We start from the raw sequence: 21,785 nt of genomic DNA on the forward strand, positions 1-21,785 counted from the left end.
GAAGGCGCTGCCAATCGAAATGGGATCACCTACTCGCGTTGATCACCGGGATGTCCAGATCTATCCCGGTGCTGGTCACGGACAGCAGATACGTGACACACGGAGCTGCGGCGCGCAGGGCCAGCGCGACCTCGGCGGACTCGGCCGCACGCTGTGTTCGCAGGAGGGCGCTGATGCCGTGGGCGCTGAAGAAGGTCACCCCGGAGAGATCGAGCACCAGACGTGCGGGCCGTCGGGTGATCACGTGTTCGGCCAGCTCGCTGATGAGATGGGCGGTGCTCATGTCCACCTCGCCGGAAACGGCGATCACCGGCGCATGCCGATCATTGTGCAGGTCGAGCGTCATGATCGCTTTGGCGGGCTGAGCGTGCCGGCGAGTGGGCTGAGCGTGGCTCCGAGTGGGTTGAGCCGGCTGCCGGGTGGGTTGTTCGAGGATCGACATGGCGCCTCCCGATCTGGTGCATCGGTGAGTCGGACCCTCCCGCGGCGACGAGACGCGGGCGGCGGACCTGGGCGCATGTCTTGACCCGCGAACCACCCTACCCACGACGTTCGCCCTTGACACCATTCGAGAGCGGTGGCAGATCTCGATCCCGGCAGTGACCGTGAGGATCCTCGAAGAGGTGCTGCCTGTCCGGTTCGGTCCGTCGGCCTGGGGGTAGGGCCACATGCTGGAAGGCGGTCGAGGCAAGGAGGCGACGGTGGCGGACGCGACGGTGGCGGACCTGGTGGTGGCTCGGTTGGCCGACTGGGGCGTGGACCGGGTCTTCGGCTACTCCGGGGACGGTATCGATGGGGTGATGGGGGCCCTGCGTCGGGCCGGTCGGCCGGAGTTCGTGCAGGCCCGGCACGAGGAGACGGCGGCGTTCATGGCCTGCGGGCACGCCAAGTACACCGGCGGGCTGGGGGTGTGCCTGTCGACCCAGGGACCGGGCGCGGTACATCTGCTCAACGGCCTCTACGACGCCCGGCTGGACTCCCAGCCGGTGCTCGCCCTGGTCGGCCAGCAGGTGACGTCCGTGCTGGGCAGCGGCTACCAGCAGGAGATCGACCTGGTACGTCTCTACGGCGACGTGTGCGCACAGTTCGTGCAGACCGCGTACACCCCGGAGCAGCTGCCGATGCTGCTCGACCGGGCGATCCGCACCGCCCTGGCGACCCGCAGCCCGACCTGTGTGATCCTGCCGCACGACGTGCAGACCGCCCCGGCCCCGGACCTCGGCGCGCAGGAGCACGGGATCATGGTGACCAATCCCGGCTTGCCGGTGCCCGAGCTGCGGCCCCGCGCCGGTGATCTGCGGGCGGCCGCAGACCTGCTCGATGCCGGGGAACGGGTGGCGATCCTGGTGGGGCAGGGTGCCCGGGCCGCCGCCGGCGAGGTGGTCGAGCTGGCCGAGGCCCTCGGCGCCGGCGTGACGGCGTCGCTGCTGGGCAAGCCGGTGCTGGACGAGTCGCTGCCCTTTCACACCGGCGTGATGGGCCACCTGGGCAGCACCGCCAGCAGCATGCTGATGAACGAGTGCGACACCCTGCTGATCGTCGGCAGCAACGATCCCTGGTCGGAGTTCTACCCGGCACCGGGGCAGGCCCGGGCGGTGCAGATCGACATCGACGGTCGGCGGCTGGGGATGCGCTACCCCGTGGAGGTGCCGCTGCTCGGCGACGCCGCCGAGACCATCCGGGCGCTGCTGCCGCTGCTCACCGCGCGGTCCGACCGCAGTTGGCGCCAGCGCGTCGAGGGCGAGGTGACCCGCTGGCGGGACATCGCCCGACAGCGTGCGACGGCCACCGCAGAGCCGGTGAACCCACAGTACGTCCTGCACGCCCTCACCGATCGGCTACCCGCGGACGCGCAGGTGGCGGTGGATGTCGGGTCGGTGACCTACTGGTACGCCCGACACCTGCGGTTGCCCGTCGGTGTGGACGCGCACCTGTCCAGCACCCTGGCCTCGATGGGTTCGGCGCTGCCGTACGGGCTGGCCGCCAAGCTCGCGACACCGCACCGACCGGTGGTGGCGCTGGCCGGGGACGGGGCGATGCAGATGAACGGGCTGGCCGAGTTGCTCACCGTCGCGCACCGCTGGCGGGACTGGGCGGACCCCCGGTTCGTGGTGCTGGTGCTGCACAACCGCGACCTGGCCGAGGTGAGCTGGGAGCAGCGGGAGATGGAGGGCGATCCCCGTTTCGTCGACTCCCAACGCCTGCCCGACGCGCCGTACGCCCGGTGGGCCGAGTTGCTGGGTCTGCGCGGCGTACGGGTCACCACCCCGACCGAGGTCGACACCGCCTGGGACGAGGCCCTGTCGGCGGACCGGCCTACGCTGATCGAAGCGATCGTGGACCCGGCGATCCCGCTGCTTCCGCCCGCGCAGCCCTACGAGAAGGTCGCCACCATGTACGAGGCGCTCGGTCGGGAGGACACCGACCTGGGCCGGCGGGCGCTGGCGCACCTGCGCCGCGAACGGGCCACCGAAGGCTTCGACGACCCGCAGTGCCGATAGCGGTCGTCGACTGGCGGTACGGACGGGTGTCGGGCCGGCCGATGCCGCTGTGGGCGGTGCCCGCGCCGTCACCGGAAGGAGGACATCGTGGTGGACCGGATCGCCGACCCGTGGGGTGAGCGGACCCCGTACGGGCCGGGGCAGCAGTGGCCGGTGCGGGTGGACCGGTACCTGGCCGACGGCCGGACCGATGCCGACGTGGAGCGGTGGGTGCAGTCGGCGTCGGTGCTGCACTCCAACGGCGACGCGCTGGACATCGCGGTCGCCGACGGGCGGATCGTCGGGGTGCGCGGGCGGGCCGTGGACCGGATCAACCGGGGTCGGGTCGACCCGAAGGACCTGTACGGCTGGCAGGCCAACCACAGCCCGGACCGGTTGACCCGACCGCTGGTCCGTGACGGCGGCCGCCTGGTCGAGACGGACTGGGACACGGCGATGGGTCGGATCGTGGCCCGGTCGAGGGAGCTCCTCGACGGGCCGGGTGGGTGGGGGCACTTCGGCTTCTACACCAGTGGGCAACTGTTCCTGGAGGAGTACTACACGCTTGGTGTGATCGGTAAGGCCGGTCTGGGCACCCCGCACATGGACGGCAACACCCGGTTGTGCACGGCCACCGCGGCGGCGGCGATGAAGGCGAGCTTCGGCACGGACGGGCAGCCCGGCTCGTACACCGACGTGGACCACTGCGACGCGATCGCGCTGTGGGGTCACAACGTCGCCGAGACGCAGACGGTGCTGTGGATGCGGATGCTGGACCGACGCCGTGGCCCCAACCCCCCGGCGATGCTGGCGGTGGACCCGCGCGCCACCCCGGTCGCCCGGGAGGCCGATGTGCACCTCGCGGTGCGTAACGGCACCAACATGGCCCTGATGAACGGCCTGCTCCGGGAGATCATCCGGCGCGGCTGGTACGACCACGACTACGTCGACGCGCACACAGTGGGTTTCGAGGAGCTGTGCCGGATCGTCGACGGCTACCCGCCGTCGCGGGTGGCCGACATCTGCGACGTGCCGGCCGCCGATGTGGAGCGCGCCGCCGAACTGCTCGGCACCTCGCAGCTGTTGCTGTCGACGGTGTTGCAGGGCTTCTACCAGTCGAACCAGGCCACCGCCGCCGCCTGCGCCGTCAACAACCTGCACCTGGTTCGCGGCATGATCGGCCGGCCCGGCGCCGGGATCTACCAGATGAACGGCCAGCCCACCGCCCAGAACACCCGGGAGACCGGCGCCGACGGCGACCTGCCCGGCCTGCGCAACTGGGACAACGAGCAGCACATCGAAGAGTTGGCTCGGCTGTGGAACGTGGACGTGGACACCATTCCGCACTGGGCGCCGCCGACGCACGCCATGCAGATCTTCCGGTACGCCGAGCAGGGCTCGATCAAACTGCTCTGGATATCCGCCACCAACCCGGCCGTCTCGCTGCCGGAGTTGCACCGGATCCGTCAGATCCTGACCCGGCCGGAGCTGTTCGTGGTGGTCCAGGACCTCTTCCTCACCGAGACCGCTGAGCTGGCCGACGTCGTGCTGCCCGCCGCCACCTGGGGCGAGAAGACCGGCACGTTCACCAGCGTCGACCGGACCGTGCACATCTCCGACAAGGCCGTCGACCCGCCCGGGGAGGCCCGCCCGGACCTGGACATCTTCCTCGACTACGCCCGCCGGATGGACTTCCGCGACCGCGACGGCCAGCCGCTGATCGACTGGAGCGGGCCGGAGGAGGCGTTCGAGGCGTGGAAGGAGTGTTCGCGGGGCCGGCCGTGTGACTACACCGGCATCACCTACGAGAAGCTGCGCGGCGCCTCCGGCATCCAGTGGCCCTGCACGGACGAGCGTCCCGACGGCACGGAGCGCCTCTACACCGACGGACATTTCCACACCGACCCCGACTACTGCGAGACGTACGGTCACGACCTGGCCACCGGCGCGGAGTTCACCGAGGCGGAATACCGGGCCAAGGAACCGGCCGGACGGGCGTTCCTGCACACCGTCGACTACCAACCCTCACCCGAGGTGCCCGACGACGAGCATCCGCTGCTGCTTACCACCGGACGCACCGTCTACCAGTTCCACACCCGCACCAAGACCGGGCGCGCCCCGCAACTCAACGAGGCGGCACCGGACGTGTGGGTGGAGCTGAACCCCGCCGACGCGGCCCGGTTCGGCATCGTCGAAGGTGACCTGGTCGGTGTCTCCTCGGCGCGCGGCTCCATCCAGGCCCGCGCCCGGCTCTGCGGCATCCGCCCGGGCGTCGTCTTCCTGCCGTTCCACTACGGCCACTTCGACCAGGACCCAGCCGACCGGACACCCCGGGCGGCGAACGAGCTGACCATCACCGCCTGGGATCCGGTGTCCAAGCAGCCCCTCTTCAAGGTCGCCGCCGTCGCCGTGGCGAAACTCGCCGACGGGCGGGGCGTACCCTCGCCGGCGCCGACCGTCGGCGGCAGCGCACCACCAGCGGACGCTGACGTGCCGCCCACCGTTGGTGGGCCGGCAGCCGAGGCCACCAGCGGGAAGGAGTGAGCCGTGCACCTCGCCCACTACCTCGGTCTCCTGCACCGCGCGCAGGTCAACCTGGCCGACGCGTTCCGGCAGGTCGCCGACGCGCATGCCGAGGAACCGGACATCGAGCACCTCTGCCAGCAGCAGGCGAAGCGCTGCGACGCACGCGCCGAACAGCTGCACCCGTTCGTGGTCCGCTACTCCGAGGACGCCCCCGACGAACCCGACCGGTTGCACTCGCAACTGTTCACCGGCACCCGCACGGGCGGCATCGGCCTCCTGCGGGACCTCCAGGACCTCTACCTGATGGCCGCCGAGTGCGACATCACCTGGACGGTCGTCGGCCAGGCCGCCTACGGTGCCCGCGACAAGGAACTGCTCGCGGTCGTACGGCGCTGCGAGGGAGAAACGGCGATCCAGCTCAAGTGGCTGCGTACCCGGATGAAGGCCGCTGCGCCCCAGGCGCTAGTCGTCGCCGACTGACGACGCCAACCGGGGCAGGCGGCCGCTTCGGTCCGCCGGTTCTCCGGTCGGGCCGCCGGCGTCCACCCGGTGTGTCCCAGGACTCTTCGGGTAGGGCACCAGGAACCCTGAGAGAGGAATTCCTGATGCCGAACACCACCATGGCAATGCTGGAGACGTACCCCAAGTCGATCAACCTGGACCGCGCGAAGCTGGCGGCGGCGATCGACGCGCTCAACGACTGCGCCCAGGCCTGCACCGCGTGCGCGGACGCCTGCCTGAGCGAGGACATGGTCGCCGAGCTGACCAAGTGCATCCGTACGGACCTGGACTGCGCCGACATCTGCACCACCACTGCTCGGGTGCTGTCCCGACACACCGGCTACGACGCGAACATCAGCCGCAGTCTGCTGGAGGCGTGCGCCACCGCCTGCAAGTCGTGTGGGGACGAGTGCGCCGCTCACGCCGACAAGCACGAACACTGCCGGGTCTGCGCCGAGGCGTGTCGGGCGTGCGAGCGGGCCTGCCGGGACCTGTTGGCCACCATGAGCTGAGCAACCGGCACCGTGACCCGGGCCGCCCCGCCGCCGAGAGGCGGCGGGGCGTGCCAACTGGCGCCTCGTCGGGTCACTCGCCGCCGGCGGCTCTGTCTCGGTCGGCCTGGGCGTCCGCCGCGCCGGTCGGAGTGCCGTCGCCGTCACGGGTCGCGTGGGACAGGTCCACGTCGGCACCGGTCCGGGCGGCGTCCGCCTTCGCGTCGTCCGCGCCGACGATCTCCCCGGCGGGATCGGCGTCCGCGCCGTCGTCGTCGATCAGCCGCCCGCCGGCGGCCAGTCCGACCGGTACGTACCTGGGATCGGTCATCTCATCCTCCTCGGGGGTTTTGCTCACCCCTACCGCTACCCCGAGGTGGTCCCCACACACCCCGGCCCGCTACTCCTCCGGGACGCGCGGCCCGACCTCGCCCCGCTTCAGGTGCTCCGCGTTGCGGTCGGCCTCGCTGTCGGCGTTCGCGGCCCCGGAGCCGGGATCCGTCGTTCGACGCCCCTCGGCGTCCTGGTACACCGCGCCAGTTTCGAGGGCTCTCTCCTGCTGACTCTGCTCAGGCGTAGTCATGGATTCCCCCTACCCTCCGGGCCCACCAGCAAACGGTCCCGCCGGTGCTGCCATCGCTCGAAGCCCGCAGGCCTTCCGGAGGGTGGTTCCGTGTATCGGGTGCACCCTCAACGGTCTGCTATTTCTGTGGGCGGTAAGCGTTCTCGACCGACGCCGAGGCGACGTCGCGCACTGTGCGGTTGGTGGCGGCCACCTGCGGGGCCCCGCCACCGGTACCGCACAGACGCGGCGGACCTGGACAATTGGCGTTCGTGGGGGCCGGTCAGGGTCCCTTCGCCGCGACGGCCCTCGCAGCCTCGACATCGGCGCTGATCATGGCATCACGCGACGCAGAACTCGTTGCCCTCTGGGTCGAGCATGACGACGTGCCCGAGGACGTCGCCGTACCACTCCTCGCGGACCACCGTCGCGCCGGCGGCAACCAGGTCGGGCACCTTCTGCCGGATCAACCGGGCGTGCTCGGCCATGTCCCCCGAGCCCGGACCGGCCACCCGGATGTCGATGTGCATACGGTTCTTGGCGGACTTCCCCTCAGGGACCTTGAGGAAGCTGATGGCAGGACCCTGGCCGTCCGGATCGACGATGGACGCGTTGTCGGGCTCGTCGAAACCGGGTTCCTTGACATAGCCGAGGGCCAACGCCCAGAAGGCAGCGATCCGCTGGGGATCGTCGGCGTCGCATCCCAGGGTCCAATGAGTGGCCACCGCGCCAACGTACGTCAGCTGTCACGCCCTGTCATCGACCTGACCCCGGGTTGCCCGGCTGACGCCCGGGATCGCGCGCGGGCTGGCCCGCCCCCTCCGTACGGCGGGTGGCCTAGTGGCCACGGAACGCCTCCTCCAACCACCAGGAGCCGCGAGCGGCGCTGACCTTGGCGTCGATCACCAGCGGCCGGGTCCGGGGACCGGCGAGCCAGTGGCGTACCGGCCCAAGATCGTCGACGGTCCGGACGGTCAATCCGTCGCAGCCGTAACCACGGGCGATCGCGGCCAGGTCGGTCTCGGGGAAGGTGACGGTCTCCAACGGGTGCCCGTCCGGGCCGAAGTGGTGCACCTCGGCCCCGTACGCCGCGTCGTCGTAGATCACCACGAGCAGGGGTAGCGCCAGCCGGACGGCGGTGACCAGTTCGGTCGCGGACATGACGAAGCCGCCGTCGCCGACTGCGGCGACGGTGAGCCGGTCCGGTCGGGCGACCGCCGCGCCGAGCGCACTGGCCAGGCCGAGCCCGACCGACTGGAACGCCTGGGTGAAACAGAACCCCGCCACGTCCGGCACGTCGAGCCACATCGACGGGTAGCCCATGAAGTTGCCCGAGTCGACCACCACCGTCCGGGCGGCCGGCAACAGGTCGTCCAGAGCGGTCGAGAGCGTCCTCGGGTCGATCGTCGCCGGGGCACCGCCGCCCTCATCCTGGTACGGAACCGACCGCCACCGGCCGTGGTCGCGGATCCGCTGTGCCAGCTCCGGCGTACGCCACCCGCCGGTGGTGGCGTCCCCAGGCCCGGTGGCGCCGACGCCCAGCCGAGCGAGCAGCGCCTCGGCGACGGCCGACACCTCGCCGGCCACCGCCAGGTCGACAGGGCGGTTCACTCCGAACGCGGCCGGGTCGTGGTCCACCTGGACGACGACGGCGGAGGGTGGGATCAGTTCGCCGTGCCGGGTGGTCCACATGTTCAGCGTGCTGCCCCACGCCACGACCAGATCCGCCGTGCCGATCAGCTCGGCGGTGAGCGGGGTGGCGAAGCCGCCGGCGACGTCGAGGTTCCACGGGTTCCCGGCGAACAGTCCCTTCGCGGCGGCCGAGACCGCGAGCAGCGCGCCGCAGGCGTCGGCGAGGCGGGTCAGCGGTGCCCGGGCCGCCCGGGCACCCCGACCGGCGATGAAGACCGGTCGACGGGCGGCCTGGAGCGCGGCCAGCAACGGCTCGACCTGCGGGGCGGTGACCGGGGTCGGCGTGGCCGCCGGGACCTGGCCGGACCACGCTTCGGTCACGGTCTGCTGCACCTCCAACGGCAGGCCCAGCACCACCGTCGCGCCCCGGGCGGCGGCCCGGTACGCCGCGCCCGTGTCCTCGGCCGCGTGCGTCGCGCGTACCCGGTGGAAGTCGGCCCCGACCGCGGCGGCGAGTGCCGGCAGGTCGATGAAGAAGTTCGACCGCGGCGCGGTCGCCTCCGGGGCCAGGACAACCATCGGGGTACGGCTCTTCGCCGCCTCGGTGAGGCCGGTCAGCGCGTTGGTGACGCCCGGACCCTGGTGCACCGAGAGCAGTCCCACCGTCCCTGCGGTGCGGGCGTACCCGTCGGCCATGCTCGCCGCGCCGCCCTCGTGGGCCGCCGCCACGAACCGGGCGCCGGCCGCGACGAGCGCGTTCGTGACATGGAAGTTGCCACTGCCGACCACCCCGAAGACGTGCCGTGCGCCGTGCCCGTACAGGACCCGCCCGACCACCTCGGCTACCCGCATCGGTGGTCCGGTCTACCGTTCGACAAGCGCGAGGACCCGGCACGGGCTGCCGGACCCGGAGACGATCGGCAGCGGTCCGGCGATCACCACCGCGCCGGTCGCCGGCAACTGCGCCAGGTTACGGAGCTGGGTCAGGCCGTACTTGTCCTGGCCGAGCAGGAACGAGTGGCACGGGAACGGCGGGTCGAACGAGTGCGCGGCCCCCGCGTCGGTCCCGACCGTCTCGACCCCGACGCCCTGGATCGGCGACTCCTCGGCCAGCCAGCGGGCGCACTCAACGGAGATGCCCGGGGTGCGTCCGGCGTTGGCGTACCGCTCCGGGTCGTCGCCGTACGCGTCCCACCCGGTGCGGTAGAGCAACCAGCCCCCGGTGGGCAGGGGGCCGTGTTCCGCCTCCCATGCCTTGACGTGCTCGATCTCCAGCAGGAAGTCAGGGTTGTCGGCGGCGTCGGTGGCGTGGTCGATCACCACCGCCGGGGCGATCAGCTGACTCACCGGGACCTGCGACACGTCGGCGCCCTGTTGACCGGTGACCCAGTGCACCGGGGCGTCGAAGTGGGTGCCGGTGTGCTCGCCGGTGGAAAAGTTGTTCCAGTACCAGGCCGGACCCCGGTCGTCGTACCGGCTGATCTCGCTGAGCTGGAACGGCCAGGTCTGGCCGAACTGCTCGGGCAGACCCAGGATCGGGGTCTGCTCCGAGAGCGGAGCGGTGAGGTCGACAACCTGAATCCGGCCGCTGGAAAGAGCGGCGACAAACTCCTGCAGCACCGTCATGCGGCGACGGTACACCCGCTCATGCTCCACGATGGGGCATCGAACGATGCCACTTGGCGCGTCACCATCGGCCAACCAGGGCCGCGTCGGTGACGGTTATCCGAGAGTGCCGCGGGTGCGTGCCGCGATGTGGATGGTGGTGCCTGCGGGCCCGCTGTCGACGAGGAGGTAGTCGGCCGTCTGCCCGACCACCCACAGGCCCATTCCCCCCGTGTCGGACAGGGGCGGTCGCTCGGTGGGCGGAACGTAGCGAGCGGTGTTGAAGCCACACCCCTGGTCAGTGACTTCACAGGTGAGCCGGCGGTCCAGGAGCAGGCGTAGGTCACCCCTACCGCCCCCGTGCCGAACCACGTTGATCATCAGTTCGTTGACCGCGATGACCCAGTTCTCGATCTCGTCGGGGTCGAGGCCGCACCGGCGGCTGACGGCCTCGACCTCGTGTCGGACGCGGTTGAGGTCGGCGAGGGTGAATGACGCCGAGAGCAGGGGCTTCCTGTCGGTGAGGGCATGGCGGTCGAGCGGCGGGTTCACCATTGATTCCCCTCCCTGTCGGACGTGAAGCCGGCGACCTTGCCGGTGGCATCGGGCTGGAAAGCTTCCCGGAACGGGTTCACCAGTCGACCATTGCATCAATGTGACATGGGAAGGTACCCCACGTCGGAGGCACGACACTGTTGATCTCGCTCCTGACGTGCCGACGGCGTCGTGCCGGCGTCTAAGCTGCCTGAGTGGCTGATGCCGAGGTGGTGACGAACGAGGAGCGGCTGCGACGTATCGAGGCGATCACCGATGCTGCCCTGTCGGGGCTGAACGTCGCCGAGTTGCTCGACGAGCTACTTGAACGCGTCCGGGACCTGCTCAAGGTCGACACCGCCACCATCCTCCTGCTGGACGACCACACCGGCGAGCTCGTCGCGACAGCTGCCAAGGGTCTGGAGGAGGAGGTACGCCGCGGGTTCCGCATCCGGGTCGGACGCGGCTTCGCCGGACGAGTGGCGGCGACACGCGCGCCGGTCACGATCGATGACGTCACGCCCGACGATGTGGTCAATCCCATCCTGCTCGCCACGGGCGTACGTGCCCTGCTGGGTGTGCCGATGCTCGCCAACGGCAACCTCGTCGGCGTGCTGCACGTCGGCTCCCTGGTCCTGCGGCGGTTCGGCCCTGAAGACGTGAAGCTGTTGCAGCTCGTTGCCGATCGTGCCAGCCTCGCAGGTCAGGCTCGAGCGCAGGTCCTCGACCGGCAGGCAGCGCTGGCCCTTCAACACAGCCTGCTGCCAGGCCGGCTACCCGACATCCCCGGCCTGGACCTGGCCGCCCGGTATGTTCCCGGCCACGACCTGGGCATCGGCGGCGACTGGTACGACGTGTTCACGTTGCCCTCGGGCTGGCTGGGCGCCGTCATCGGCGACGTCTCCGGCCACGGGCTGCCATCCGCCGTCGTCATGGGACGAATCCGCAGTGCGCTACGCGCCTACGCCCTCGATTCCGACGATCCCGCCGTGGCGCTGACCTCCCTCGACCGCAAGATCCACCACTTCGAAGCGGGCACTCTCACCACCGCCGTCTATGCCCTGATCGCGCCGGACCGGGCAACGGTGCACATCTCCTCCGCAGGCCATCTGCCACCGCTGCTGGCTGTCCCCGACCATCCCACCCAGCTCGTTCACCTGACGGTGGACCGGCCACTCGGTGTGGGCCGACCATTGGCCAATCGCCGCACCACCGTTCTGGACCTACCGCCGGGCGCTGCGCTCGTCTTCTACACCGACGGACTGGTCGAACGTCGCAACGAACTGATCGACAACGGCATCGAGCGCCTCGCCGGCGCCGTGCAGTCGGGGCCGGCCGAGGCGTTGTGCGACCACATCATGGCCACCAGCGCGGAGGAGCACCCCAACGACGACATCGCCCTGCTGGTCATCCGCCGCCAACCACCATCGGATCAAGCCGCTGGGGCGGCTGATTCGGATGTACTGCCGTAACCGACGGCAATCGCGCCGTTGTCGGATCGGCCAACGCCTGCAACCGGACCGCGGCCGGAGCCAACGTGCTCGTGAAAGCGCGCATCGGGTCGGCTGGCTGTGCTGGGCGCTCATGACACGGTTCGGCGACTCCTGCGGACCACTGGGCTCGGCCGGCTGCTCGCACGATGCGTAAGTCGGCCCTCGTCGGGGCACTGGACCGACGACTACCGAAGGAGCTTTCTCGATGGCGAAGCCACCGTATTCACCGCCGGGATCCCGACGGGAAGTACGCGGCGCGCTCGCGGATGCTCTGGTCGGTCTCGCCGAAACCCCGAGCGACGTCTCGTTGGTCGATGATCTGTTGCAGCGGATCGTGCAGCTGACCGCTGACCTCGTGGCCCCGGTGAGCTATGCGTCGGTCACCCGGACGCGCGACGGCGCGCCGACAACGGTCGCCATGAGCAGCGAGATCGCACTCGCTGTCGACAGTGCCCAGTACGCCGACCAGACCGGGCCGTGCCTGGACGCGCTCGACGTCGGTGTGCCGGTCGCCGTGCCGGACATCGCGGCGACCGTGGCCTGGCCTGGGTTCCGCGAGGCGGCGCTGACCCTGGGTCTGCGGGCATCGCTGTCCATCCCGCTGTTCGCCGGGGCCGGCGTGCCCGTCGCCGCGCTCAACCTCTACGGCCATGATCCCAACATGTTGGCACCGCTGGCCGACCGGGTCTGGACGGTGTACGACCCGGAGCGCACCCGGACCGGAGCCTCGGATCCACCGTCGTCGGACCCGGGCACCGAGGAACTCGTCAGCGGACTCATCGAGGCCTTCGCCGTGCGTGCCGTGATCCAGCAGGCCCTCGGCATGATCATGCACCAGCGGAGCAGCACGGCCGAGGAGGCCTACCTGATCCTGCGGGTCAAGGCGGCCGAGACCGGAAGATCGCTCATCGAGACAGCGACCTCCACGAGACACCACGATGACAGGCCCATACCCGGGACCTAGGGCGCTGGGCCAGCTGCCAAGATCACACCCTCATCGCCACCCTGCCGTTCCGGTGGTACGGCGAGGGCCCCGTCGCCCCTGCGGCGGCCGGATCCACCGGCCGCCGCAGGTCACCGGCCCGTCCGTCAACGGGTGGCAGTGAGCTGCACCCTCAGCTTGGCCAGCGCACGGGTCAGCAGCCGGGAGACGTGCATCTGTGACACTCCGATCTGCTCGGCGATGCCCTGCTGGGTCAGGTTGCCGTGGAAGCGCAGTGCGATGACCCTCCGTTCCCGGTCGTCAAGGATCGCCAGCGCCGACGTGAGAGCCACCCTCAGCTCGGCGAGGGCGAGTTCGTTGTCGTCGCCGCCGAGAGTGTCGCCCAGTTCCCTGGAGGTGGTGCCATCGCCGAACGGGGTGGACAGGGAGACCGCGTTGTAGGCGCGGGCGCCTTCCAGCCCTTCGAGGATCTCCTCCTCCGTGAGGTCGAGGTGTCGGGCGATGTCGGCGACAGTCGGCGAACGGCCCAGCATCTGGGTGAGGCTGTTGTTGGCCTCGCCGATGGCCATCCACCGCTCCTGCAGCCGCCGGGGAACGCGGACGTCCCAGGTGCGGTCACGGAAGTGGCGCTTGATCTCCCCCACGATGGTGGGGACCGCGAAGCTGACGAATTCGATCCCCCGCGACGGGTCGAACCTGTCGATCGCGTTGATCAGCCCCAGTGCCGCCGTCTGGGTCAGATCCTCGTTCGGCTCGCCGCGGCCGTTGTAGCGCCGGGCGAGGTGATGGGCCAACGGAAGCCATGCCTCGATGGCCCGGGCGCGGGCGGCGGGCCTGGACGGATGGCCGGTCGGCAGCGAGACCATCACGGCGAGCAGGTGGCTGGCCGCCGACTCAGGAGTGGTGCCGCGGTCAGCCAGGCTGTTCGTCTGTGCGGGCCGACCCGTCGAAGTGATGGTCATGGGTTCCTCCGCTGTCCGGTGTGAGCGTCGTCGCGACTCCCGAGTGGGGAGGCCGCATCGTGCCCAGACCGGAGCGGGTCGCCAGCCGTCCGCAAACCAGTATCAATGGACATCAGGTGGGCCTTCACGGCCGCTGCGGGTGCTGGATCGTCGGTCACGTGCGGACCTCCCGAGACTCGGGATCGTGTCGGGCACGTGGCTTGACCCAGAGGAAAGCCTAGAACGGTCGGTGAAGTTCTGCCAGTGGACCGCGCCGGCCGCCTGGCGCCGGCACCAAACCGCGGCGCCAGCACGCGGGCTGCGGTGGGTGCCATGCCATCCCGGCAGGCTGAGTCGCGGCTCAACCCAGCTCCGGTTTGTCGGCAAAGGACAGGGGTACCAATTTTCGCGGCGCTTCGGACGGACCCGGGGCGACACATCCGCCAGCCCTCTGCTCCGGGAGGCAGTCAATGCGAGCAATGGTCTACCGCGGCCCGTACCGGCTGCGGGTGGAGGAGAAGGACCGTCCCGCCATCGAGCATCCCAACGACGCGATCATCAAGGTGACGCGTGCGGCGATCTGCGGGTCCGACCTGCACCTCTATCACGGGATGATGCCCGACACCCGGGTCGGGATGACCTTCGGTCACGAGTTCGTCGGCGTGGTCGACGAGGTGGGTCCGTCGGTGCGGAACGTCCAGCCGGGTGACCGGGTCATGGTCCCCTTCAACGTCTACTGCGGGTCATGCTTCTTCTGCGCCCGAGGGCTGTTCAGCAACTGCCACAACGTCAACCCCAACGCCACAGCCGTCGGCGGCATCTACGGCTACTCACACACCTGCGGCGGCTACGACGGCGGTCAGGCCGAGTACGTCCGGGTGCCGTTCGCCGACATCGGCCCGAGTCTGATCCCCGAGTGGATGGACGACGACGACGCCGTCCTGCTCACCGACGCGCTCGCCACCGGTTATTTCGGCGCGCAGCTCGGTGACATCGTCGAGGGTGACGTGGTCGTGGTCTTCGGTGCCGGCCCCGTGGGCCTGTACGCCGCGAAGTCGGCCTGGTTGATGGGCGCCGGGCGGGTCATCGTCATCGACCACCTCGACTACCGGCTGGAGAAGGCGGCGTCGTTCGCCCACGCCGAGACCTACAACTTCGGGGAGTACGACGACATCGTCGTACACCTGAAGAAGATCACCGACCACCTGGGTGCCGACGTGGCCATCGACGCCGTCGGCGCGGAGGCGGACGGCAACCTCCTCCAGCACGTCACTGCCGCGAAGCTGAAGTTGCAGGGCGGCTCCCCGGTCGCCCTTAACTGGGCGATCGACTCGGTACGCAAGGGCGGCAACGTCTCGGTGATGGGCGCGTACGGGCCGATGTTCAGCGCGGTCAAGTTCGGTGACGCGCTGAACAAGGGCCTCACCCTGCGGATGAACCAGTGCCCGGTGAAGCGGCAGTGGCCGCGCCTGTTCGAGCATATCCGCAACGGCTACCTCAAGCCCAGCGACATCGTGACCCACCGGATTCCGCTGGAGCACATCGCCGAGGCGTACCACATCTTCTCCGCAAAGCTCGACGGCTGCATCAAGCCGCTGATCGTTCCGAACCCCGCCTGACCTGATCGGGAGCCCGACATGGCCTACACAGCAGACAAGCCGAAACTGGCCGAGTCCAGCGACGAGCTGCGTGCCCGAATCCCCGGCTGGGGTGTCGACCGTGACCCGAAGGACCGACCCTCGGTGCCGCAGGAGCGGTTCGACCCGACCCTCAACGGTGCGCACTGGGAGTTCCCCGAGCGGCAGCCGGAGAAGTGGCCGAGGGAGAGGTCGATCGAGCACAAGTTCCTCACCCCGGTCTTCGGCACCTCGTGCCCGCCCAGGGGGCTGTCCGGGATGATCCGCCGGTACTCCTACCGCCGGTACAGCGAGGGACGCGCCGCCCACTGGCTGCTCCTGCTCGCCGCCGACCGCGTGGACGTCGTCGAGGGCACCTTGGCCTCGGTCCTGACCCGCCATCCTGACAATCCGATCGCCGAGACCGGCGTCCGGAGCGAGTTCACTCACCACGGGCTATCGTCACGCCTGCGCGGCAAGCGGGTCGACCGCGTACACCACCCGCTGGACCCGGTCCTCGTCGCCGCACCCTGGGTGTTGGCCGCGGGGGTCGCCTACCTGGCCCTCCGCCGGGTCGCCGGCCGCACAACGAACTAGTTCGGCCTCTGCATAGAGCCGCGCCAAGGCCGGGTCGGCGTCGACCCGTGTGGTCCGGCGGTGGACGAGACTGTCCATGGCGAACGTCCTCGGTCGTCGGCGGCCGACATGGCACGATGGCCGTGTCCTGCGCCGCCGGTGGCCGGGCACGACGCTGATGGAGTCGGAATGTCAGAGCTGGCCGACCCGCCGGTGCCAGGGTTGACGAAACTGTGGACGCACGACCCGGTCACCGCCGGCCCGTATCGCCTGGTCGGGCGGTTGGGCGCGGGCGGGCAGGGGGTCGTCTATCTCGGCGAGGACGACGCCGGTGACCGGGTCGCGGTCAAGATGGTCAACGTCGATCTGAGTGATCCACGGGCGCGGTCGCAGTTCGTCAAGGAGATCGCCGCCGCCCGCCGGGTCGCTCCGTTCTGCACCGCGCAGGTGCTCTTCGCGGAGGTGGATGGCGAACGGCCCTACGTGGTCAGTGAGTTCATCGAGGGCCTGACCCTGCACCGACACGTCCGCGAGCGTGGTCCGGTGACCGGTAACGCCCTGCACCGGCTCGCGGTCGGCACCGTCACGGCGCTCGCCGCAATCCACAGTGCCGGGGTGGTGCACTGCGATCTGAAGCCGGACAACGTGGTGCTGGGCCAGGACGGTCCTCGGGTGATCGACTTCGGTATCGCCCGGGCGTTGGGCAACACCGAGACGGCGTCCAGCCGGGTCATGGGGACCACCGCGTACATGGCGCCGGAGCGGTTCCGCGACGACGCGATCGGTCCACCCTGCGACGTCTTCGCCTGGGCGGCCACTATCGCCTTCGCCGCCGGTGGTCGGCCTCCTTTCGGCAGCGATTCCCTCTTCGCCGTGATGCACCGGGTGCTGCACGATCCGCCCGACCTGCCGGCGATGCCTCCGGTTCTGGACGAGCTGATCCGGGAGTGCCTGGCCAAGGATCCGGCGGACCGGCCGGCTGCCGAGCGCGTGTTGGTGCGGCTGCTTCGGCAGGACGGAAGGGTCACCGAGCCGCTACGCCGGGAGAGCCTGCTCGAGGTCGGCAACGAGACCGCGGGCGCGCCGACGCCGGACCAACCGCTCCCCCAGATCACGCCGACGGCACCGCAGCCATCCCCGACGCAGGTGCCGGCCCGGCCGACGGTGCCGACCCAGGCCCGACCGGTCCTGCCGGTGCAGACCCAGCCGACGCACCTGCCACCCACGGAGCCCGGCGTTGGTGCTGAGGGAGGCGGCGCGTCGCGGCGACTGCGTAGTGAGGCCTTCGACGCCTGGGGCATCTCGACCGCGCTCTTCCTCGGTTCGGTCGGTGCCGCCGCCGGCTACGTCGCGTCGAGCGCGGTCGGCCCGGCCGCCGCGGTCGGCGCGGTCGCCTTCGTCGTGGTCTACGTGGTTCGACTGCTGGTCGCGACGGCCCTCGGGAGAGGGTCCGACCGCGGGTGATCGGCACGCCGGGGTCGGGGTCGCCGACTGGCGCCGGATCGATAGGTTGACTGCCATCAGCCGCCCGCCGAGGAGGACGCCCCGATGGCCCCACCCGCTACGCGTACGCGGCAGTGGTTGCCGTACACCGCCGCCGTCACCGCCGGGCTGGTGGTCATCGCCGGGGCGTTCGTGTTCGTCCGACAGCGCGAAGCGGGCAATGACTGCGCCACCATCCTCCAGGTCAACTCCTCGACGGAGAAGGCGGCTCTGCTGGTCGACCTGGCCGAGGGTTACAACCGCAGCGACCGGTCGATCAAGGGCGGTGGCTGCGCCCAGGTGCACGTCAGCGCGTTGAACTCGGGCAAGGCCACCGAGGCGCTGGCCACCGGCTGGACCCACACCGGTCTGCCGCAACCACAGGTCTGGCTGCCGACGTCGAGCCTGTGGACCGGCCAGCTCCGGCTGCTCGACGAAGCCGCCGGACGGGAACTGCAGACTCCGGGCCACTACCCGTCGATCGCCAACAGCCCGCTGGTGATCGCGATGCCGCAGCCCAAGGCCGATCTGGTACGCAAGCAAGGACCGCTGGGCTGGGGAGAGATCCTGGGCCTCTCCGGGCGGGACGGGTGGGCGGGCTTCGGCAAGCCGGAGTGGGGCCGCTTCACCTTCGGCAAGGACAACCCGAACCTGTCCACCTCCGGGCTGGCGGCGACCATCGCCACCTACTACGCGGCGGTGCAACGGGCCAGTGACCTGACCCAGTCCGACCTGGCCGACCCGCGGGTCACCCAGTTCGTCCGCCGGATCGAGGCCAACGTGTCGCACTACAGCGACGACTCGGTGGACCTGCTGCGCAGCCTCGCCGAGGCGGACCTGGCCGGCGGGGCGGGCAACACTGACGACATGAGTGCCATCGTCCTGCAGGAGGAGCTGGTGGACCTCTACAACACCGGCGCGCTGAGCCCTCGGCAGGAAGGGCAGGAGCGGGGCCGCCGGCCGAATGTCCCGCTGGTCGCCATCCATCCCAAGGAGGGCACGTTCAACCTGGACCACCCGTTCGTCGTGCTGCCCTCCGCCGATGAGCGGCAGCGCGCGGCGGCGGCCGACTTCCAGAAGTTCCTGACCGAGGACACCCAGCAGGAGAGGTTTGCCCGCCTCGGCTTCCGGGACCATGAGCGCCGCGCCTCGGCGGAGTTGCTTGCCAGCGTCGGCGCCGAGCCCACCGCCGGGCTGAACTACTTCGAGCCGCCGGACCCGCAGGTGGTCGGCGCGATGTTGGACGGCTGGCGCACGCTCCGCAAGAAGGCCAACATCCTGATCGCCCTGGACACCTCGGGGTCGATGCTGGCCAAGGTCGGCACCCGTACCCGTTTCCAGGTGGCCTCGGCGGCGGCGGGCAAGGGCCTCGCCCTGCTCAACACCGAAGACCGGGTGGGGCTCTGGTCGTTCTCCTCGGAGACGCAGCAGCAGCCGAACAGCCCCTATCGGCAGGAGGTCCCTCTCGGCGGGTTCGACCAGAAGCGGATCAACAGCAAGATCGCCGGCCTGCAGGTCGCGGGCAGCACCGCGCTCTACGCGACGATCCGGGCCGCACACCGAGAGCTGCTCGACCGGTACGACCCACAGCGGATCAACGCGATAGTGGTGCTGACCGACGGCAAGAACGAGTACAACAAGGACAACGACCTGGCCCGATTGCTCGCCGAGGTCGCCCTGGACCCGCGGCGTCCGGTGAAGGTGTTCTGCATAGCCTTCGACCGGGAGTCGGACTTCGCCACCCTGGACCGGATCGCGAAGGCGTCGTCGGGCAAGGCCTTCGACGCCACCGATCCCGCGAAGATCGATGAGGCGTTCGTGAAGCTGGTCAGCAGCTTCTGACGCTCCGCCGGCTCGCAGTGCCCGGCCGACAGCTGTGGGCCGACAGAGCCGGTGGGGCAGGCGCTCGGCCTGCCCCACCGGCTCTGCCGTCAGACCAGTCGGCGGCGGACCCACCAGAGGGAGAACAGGGACAGCACGACGGTCAACGCGAACAGCACGCCGAACTCCCGCCATTGCAGGTCCCAGAACTTCGAGCCGGGAACGTAGCTCACCTTCAGGCTGAGGTTCTGCTCCCCCAGCCAACTCTGGCACGCCTCGCGCCCGCCGGACGCCGTCGGCCCGCACCGGGTCATGTCGGCCGGACCATTGAACTCCGCTCCGGTCGAGGTGATCGTGGTGCTCGACACGATCCAGTCACCCCGGCGGTCGGGCTGGACGTGGACCGTCATCCGCCCTGTGTCGGGGCTCATCGAGATCCCGTAATCACCGTCGAACTGCAGGGGGCTGACCGTGGTGACGGGCTGGGCCAGCCAGGGGCGCACCACGAACGGTGCGGCGATCTGCAGGCTGATCACCACCAGCAGGGTCACCGCCATCGCGGCGAGAGTCCGCCGCAGCAGCAGCCCGGTGGCGACACCCACCACGAAGGCCAGCGTCGCGTAGCCAACCGGCACAATCCCTCGGGCCGCGAACACCAGCGGGTTCATCCGGTCCGCCGAGGCGCCGTCGATCGGCTGCGCCCACTCGGTCAGCGCCAGGCTGAGCAGGCCGGCACCGAGCGCGGCGGCACCGCAGCCGGCCGCCAGTTTGACCAGCAGCCAGCGGCCGCGGCTGATGGACTGGCTGAAGACCATGCGGTACGTGCCGGACTCCAACTCCCGGGCCACCAAGGGCGCGCCCCAGAAGATGCCCACCAGGGCGGGCAGCAGGTACAGGGCTCCGATGGCGGCGATGTGGAACTCACTCGCCCATCCCGGTTGCAACGCCTGCAGGAACGCCTCGCCGGCGGCACGACAGGCATCGCCCTGGCAGCCGGTGTATCCGGTCTGTCTGGCCAGCTCGGTCACCTCCGACCAGGTCAGCGCCAGACCGCCCAGCAGCGCCAGCAGCAGGGTGCCGGTGGCCAGGGCCGGGGTCCGGAACTGCCGCCAGGTCATCCAGATCATCGCTGTCCCTCCAGAACCCGGTCCGGCCCGTCGCTGGTGGCACCACTCATGTACGCCAGCACGATGTCCTCCAGGTCCAGCCGGTCGACCTGCCAGGACGGATCGACGATCGGCGCGGTGCTGCGCACCACGAGGGTCGACTGCACCTCGGTGTGACTCTCCTCGACCAGGGCTCGCCCGGCGCCCAGGTCGGCGGTGTCACGCCGCCGCCCGACCAGACGGTGGTGGGTGGCGAGCAGGTCGTCCACGTCGCCGGCCACCCGCACCCGAGAGGCGACCAGCACGATCAGGTGGTCGCAGACCCGTTCCAGGTCGGCGACCAGGTGCGAGGACATCACGATGCTCATGCCCTGTTCGGCGGTGAGCTCCATGAGGCCCTGGAGGAAGTTGCGCCGGGCGAGCGGGTCGAGTGCCGCCACCGGCTCGTCGAGCAGCAGCAGATTGGGACGCTTCGCCGCGGCGACGGTCAGGGCCAGTTGGGCGCGCTGGCCTCCGGAGAGCTTGCCCGCCTTCTGTGCCGGGTCCAGGCCGACCTGGGCGATCCGCCGCGTGGCCAGCGCAGCGTCCCAGGACGGGTTGAGGTGCGCGCCCATCCGCAGGTGGTCGGCGACGGTCAGGCCGGCGTAGACCGGGGTGTCCTGTGCGACGAACCCGACCTGCGGTGACCCGCTGACCGGTCGTGCGCCGAGCACCTCGATCCGCCCCGCGGTCGGATCGAGCAGCCCACAGGCCAGTTGCAGCAGCGTGGACTTACCGGCGCCGTTCGGCCCGACCAGGCCCACGACGTGGCCGGCCGGAATGTCCAGAGTGCAGTCCTCCAGTGCGGAGCGGCGCCCGTAGCGCTTGGTCAGACCGTCCGCGATCAGCGCGCTAGTCATCCTCTGGCCTCCGAAAATGCCCGAAAGCTGCTGAGGAAGAGTGCCTCGATGCTCTCGTCGTCCAGGCCGGCCTCCCGTGCCTCGGTCAGCCAGCGGGCCAGGCCCTGCCGCAGCGGCTCGTGCTTGCTCAGCGAGTCGCCGACCAGCGTGCGGGTGACGAACGTGCCCAGCCCGGGCCGGGCCATGACCAGGCCCTCGTACTCCAGCTCGCGGTACGCCTTGGACACCGTGTTCGGGTTGATCGCGACCCGGGCCACCACCTCCTTCACGGTGGGCAGCTTGTCGCCTTCGTTCAGGACTCCGAGCCGGAGCGCGTGCCGTACCTGTCGGATGAGCTGCATGTACGGCGCGACCCCGGACCGTGCGTCCAGGTGGAACTCGATCACCTCGCCACCCCATTCCACTAGTTGCCTAGCACAATAGGGTCATCGGAGGTCTGTGCGCTAGCGAATGGCGTCATCTCGCCCCACGGGATCTCGGACGACCACCCGTCGATCCACGTCAAGGCCCCCGCGACGGAGGCAGAGAACGGCGTCGGCAGGCTCATGCGCAGAGCCCCTGGCCAGCATGTCGCCAG

The 21,785-nt window shown here is 70.2% G+C and carries 21 protein-coding genes; 10 read left to right on the forward strand and 11 right to left on the reverse strand.

The window, feature by feature from the left end:
* Positions 1-25 precede the first annotated feature (25 nt).
* Complete coding sequence (locus ABTW72_RS01950; RefSeq protein WP_350852997.1) at positions 26-442, reverse strand: STAS domain-containing protein; 417 nt, start codon at positions 440-442, stop codon at positions 26-28.
* Between the two features lie 259 nt (positions 443-701).
* Between ABTW72_RS01950 and ABTW72_RS01955 the strand changes: the two genes are divergently transcribed.
* From ABTW72_RS01955 to ABTW72_RS01970, 4 genes are all read left to right on the forward strand, one after another.
* The gene (locus ABTW72_RS01955) at positions 702-2,501 is read left to right on the forward strand and encodes a thiamine pyrophosphate-requiring protein (RefSeq protein WP_350853000.1); all 1,800 of its coding nucleotides are present in this window, start codon (positions 702-704) and stop codon (positions 2,499-2,501) included.
* A gap of 87 nt (positions 2,502-2,588) precedes the next feature.
* A complete protein-coding gene (locus ABTW72_RS01960) occupies positions 2,589-5,024 on the forward strand; it encodes a molybdopterin oxidoreductase family protein (protein WP_350853002.1) in 2,436 nt (811 codons plus the stop codon).
* 3 nt (positions 5,025-5,027) lie between these two features.
* Positions 5,028-5,486: a hypothetical protein gene (locus ABTW72_RS01965; protein WP_350853005.1), complete on the forward strand. Its 459-nt coding sequence runs from the start codon at positions 5,028-5,030 to the stop codon at positions 5,484-5,486.
* A 125-nt stretch (positions 5,487-5,611) separates the two neighbouring features.
* On the forward strand, positions 5,612-6,019 hold the full coding sequence (locus tag ABTW72_RS01970; protein WP_350853008.1) for a four-helix bundle copper-binding protein: 408 nt from the start codon (positions 5,612-5,614) through the stop codon (positions 6,017-6,019).
* A gap of 73 nt (positions 6,020-6,092) precedes the next feature.
* Here ABTW72_RS01970 and ABTW72_RS01975 read toward each other — a convergent pair whose 3' ends face one another.
* The 6 genes from ABTW72_RS01975 to ABTW72_RS02000 all read right to left on the reverse strand — a co-directional run bounded on the left by ABTW72_RS01975 (position 6,093) and on the right by ABTW72_RS02000 (position 10,352).
* On the reverse strand, positions 6,093-6,329 hold the full coding sequence (locus ABTW72_RS01975; protein WP_350853011.1) for a hypothetical protein: 237 nt from the start codon (positions 6,327-6,329) through the stop codon (positions 6,093-6,095).
* Between the two features lie 69 nt (positions 6,330-6,398).
* The gene (locus ABTW72_RS01980) at positions 6,399-6,581 is read right to left on the reverse strand and encodes a ribonuclease (RefSeq protein ID WP_112622821.1); all 183 of its coding nucleotides are present in this window, start codon (positions 6,579-6,581) and stop codon (positions 6,399-6,401) included.
* 320 nt (positions 6,582-6,901) lie between these two features.
* The gene (locus tag ABTW72_RS01985) at positions 6,902-7,285 is read right to left on the reverse strand and encodes a VOC family protein (RefSeq protein ID WP_350853014.1); all 384 of its coding nucleotides are present in this window, start codon (positions 7,283-7,285) and stop codon (positions 6,902-6,904) included.
* Between the two features lie 112 nt (positions 7,286-7,397).
* Positions 7,398-9,044 (reverse strand): thiamine pyrophosphate-binding protein, encoded by a 1,647-nt coding sequence (locus tag ABTW72_RS01990; protein WP_350853017.1) that lies wholly within the window; start codon positions 9,042-9,044, stop codon positions 7,398-7,400.
* A 12-nt stretch (positions 9,045-9,056) separates the two neighbouring features.
* Positions 9,057-9,818 carry a cyclase family protein gene (locus tag ABTW72_RS01995; RefSeq protein WP_350853020.1) on the reverse strand — a complete coding sequence of 254 codons (762 nt, stop codon included), beginning with the start codon at positions 9,816-9,818 and terminating at the stop codon, positions 9,057-9,059.
* Positions 9,819-9,914: 96 nt separating this feature from the next.
* Entirely contained in the window at positions 9,915-10,352 is a 438-nt protein-coding gene (locus ABTW72_RS02000; RefSeq protein ID WP_350853023.1) for an ATP-binding protein, read from the reverse strand.
* Positions 10,353-10,546: 194 nt separating this feature from the next.
* On the opposite strand from ABTW72_RS02000, the gene ABTW72_RS02005 reads away from it, so the two are divergent.
* Together ABTW72_RS02005 and ABTW72_RS02010 are read left to right on the forward strand one after the other, a co-directional pair.
* On the forward strand, positions 10,547-11,803 hold the full coding sequence (locus ABTW72_RS02005) for a PP2C family protein-serine/threonine phosphatase (protein ID WP_350853026.1): 1,257 nt from the start codon (positions 10,547-10,549) through the stop codon (positions 11,801-11,803).
* A gap of 226 nt (positions 11,804-12,029) precedes the next feature.
* On the forward strand, positions 12,030-12,788 hold the full coding sequence (locus tag ABTW72_RS02010) for a GAF and ANTAR domain-containing protein (RefSeq protein ID WP_350853029.1): 759 nt from the start codon (positions 12,030-12,032) through the stop codon (positions 12,786-12,788).
* Positions 12,789-12,913: 125 nt separating this feature from the next.
* On the opposite strand, the gene ABTW72_RS02015 is transcribed toward ABTW72_RS02010, so the two are convergent.
* Complete coding sequence (locus ABTW72_RS02015) at positions 12,914-13,729, reverse strand: SigB/SigF/SigG family RNA polymerase sigma factor (RefSeq protein WP_350853032.1); 816 nt, start codon at positions 13,727-13,729, stop codon at positions 12,914-12,916.
* Between the two features lie 449 nt (positions 13,730-14,178).
* Between ABTW72_RS02015 and ABTW72_RS02020 the strand changes: the two genes are divergently transcribed.
* The 4 genes from ABTW72_RS02020 (at position 14,179) to ABTW72_RS02035 (ending at position 19,224) form a co-directional block, all read left to right on the forward strand.
* Complete coding sequence (locus ABTW72_RS02020) at positions 14,179-15,327, forward strand: zinc-dependent alcohol dehydrogenase (protein ID WP_350853035.1); 1,149 nt, start codon at positions 14,179-14,181, stop codon at positions 15,325-15,327.
* Between the two features lie 18 nt (positions 15,328-15,345).
* A complete protein-coding gene (locus ABTW72_RS02025; RefSeq protein WP_350853038.1) occupies positions 15,346-15,921 on the forward strand; it encodes a hypothetical protein in 576 nt (191 codons plus the stop codon).
* 168 nt (positions 15,922-16,089) lie between these two features.
* Positions 16,090-17,364: a serine/threonine-protein kinase gene (locus ABTW72_RS02030; protein ID WP_350853040.1), complete on the forward strand. Its 1,275-nt coding sequence runs from the start codon at positions 16,090-16,092 to the stop codon at positions 17,362-17,364.
* 84 nt (positions 17,365-17,448) lie between these two features.
* Positions 17,449-19,224: a vWA domain-containing protein gene (locus ABTW72_RS02035; protein WP_350853043.1), complete on the forward strand. Its 1,776-nt coding sequence runs from the start codon at positions 17,449-17,451 to the stop codon at positions 19,222-19,224.
* 89 nt (positions 19,225-19,313) lie between these two features.
* On the opposite strand, the gene ABTW72_RS02040 is transcribed toward ABTW72_RS02035, so the two are convergent.
* Genes ABTW72_RS02040 through ABTW72_RS02050 form a run of 3 tightly spaced genes read right to left on the reverse strand, consistent with a single transcriptional unit; the run spans position 19,314 to position 21,594 of the window.
* Positions 19,314-20,330: an ABC-2 membrane transporter-related protein gene (locus ABTW72_RS02040; protein ID WP_350853046.1), complete on the reverse strand. Its 1,017-nt coding sequence runs from the start codon at positions 20,328-20,330 to the stop codon at positions 19,314-19,316.
* Entirely contained in the window at positions 20,327-21,208 is an 882-nt protein-coding gene (locus ABTW72_RS02045; RefSeq protein WP_350853049.1) for an ABC transporter ATP-binding protein, read from the reverse strand. The genes ABTW72_RS02040 and ABTW72_RS02045 overlap by 4 nt, the downstream gene beginning before the upstream one ends.
* Positions 21,205-21,594, reverse strand: coding sequence for a GntR family transcriptional regulator (locus tag ABTW72_RS02050; protein ID WP_112622817.1), 390 nt, complete (start codon positions 21,592-21,594; stop codon positions 21,205-21,207). The genes ABTW72_RS02045 and ABTW72_RS02050 overlap by 4 nt, the downstream gene beginning before the upstream one ends.
* Between the last annotated feature and the right edge of the window lie 191 nt (positions 21,595-21,785).

Origin of the sequence: Micromonospora sp. NPDC127501, assembly GCF_040302185.1 — a bacterium.
Taxonomy (GTDB): Bacteria; Actinomycetota; Actinomycetes; order Mycobacteriales; family Micromonosporaceae; genus Micromonospora.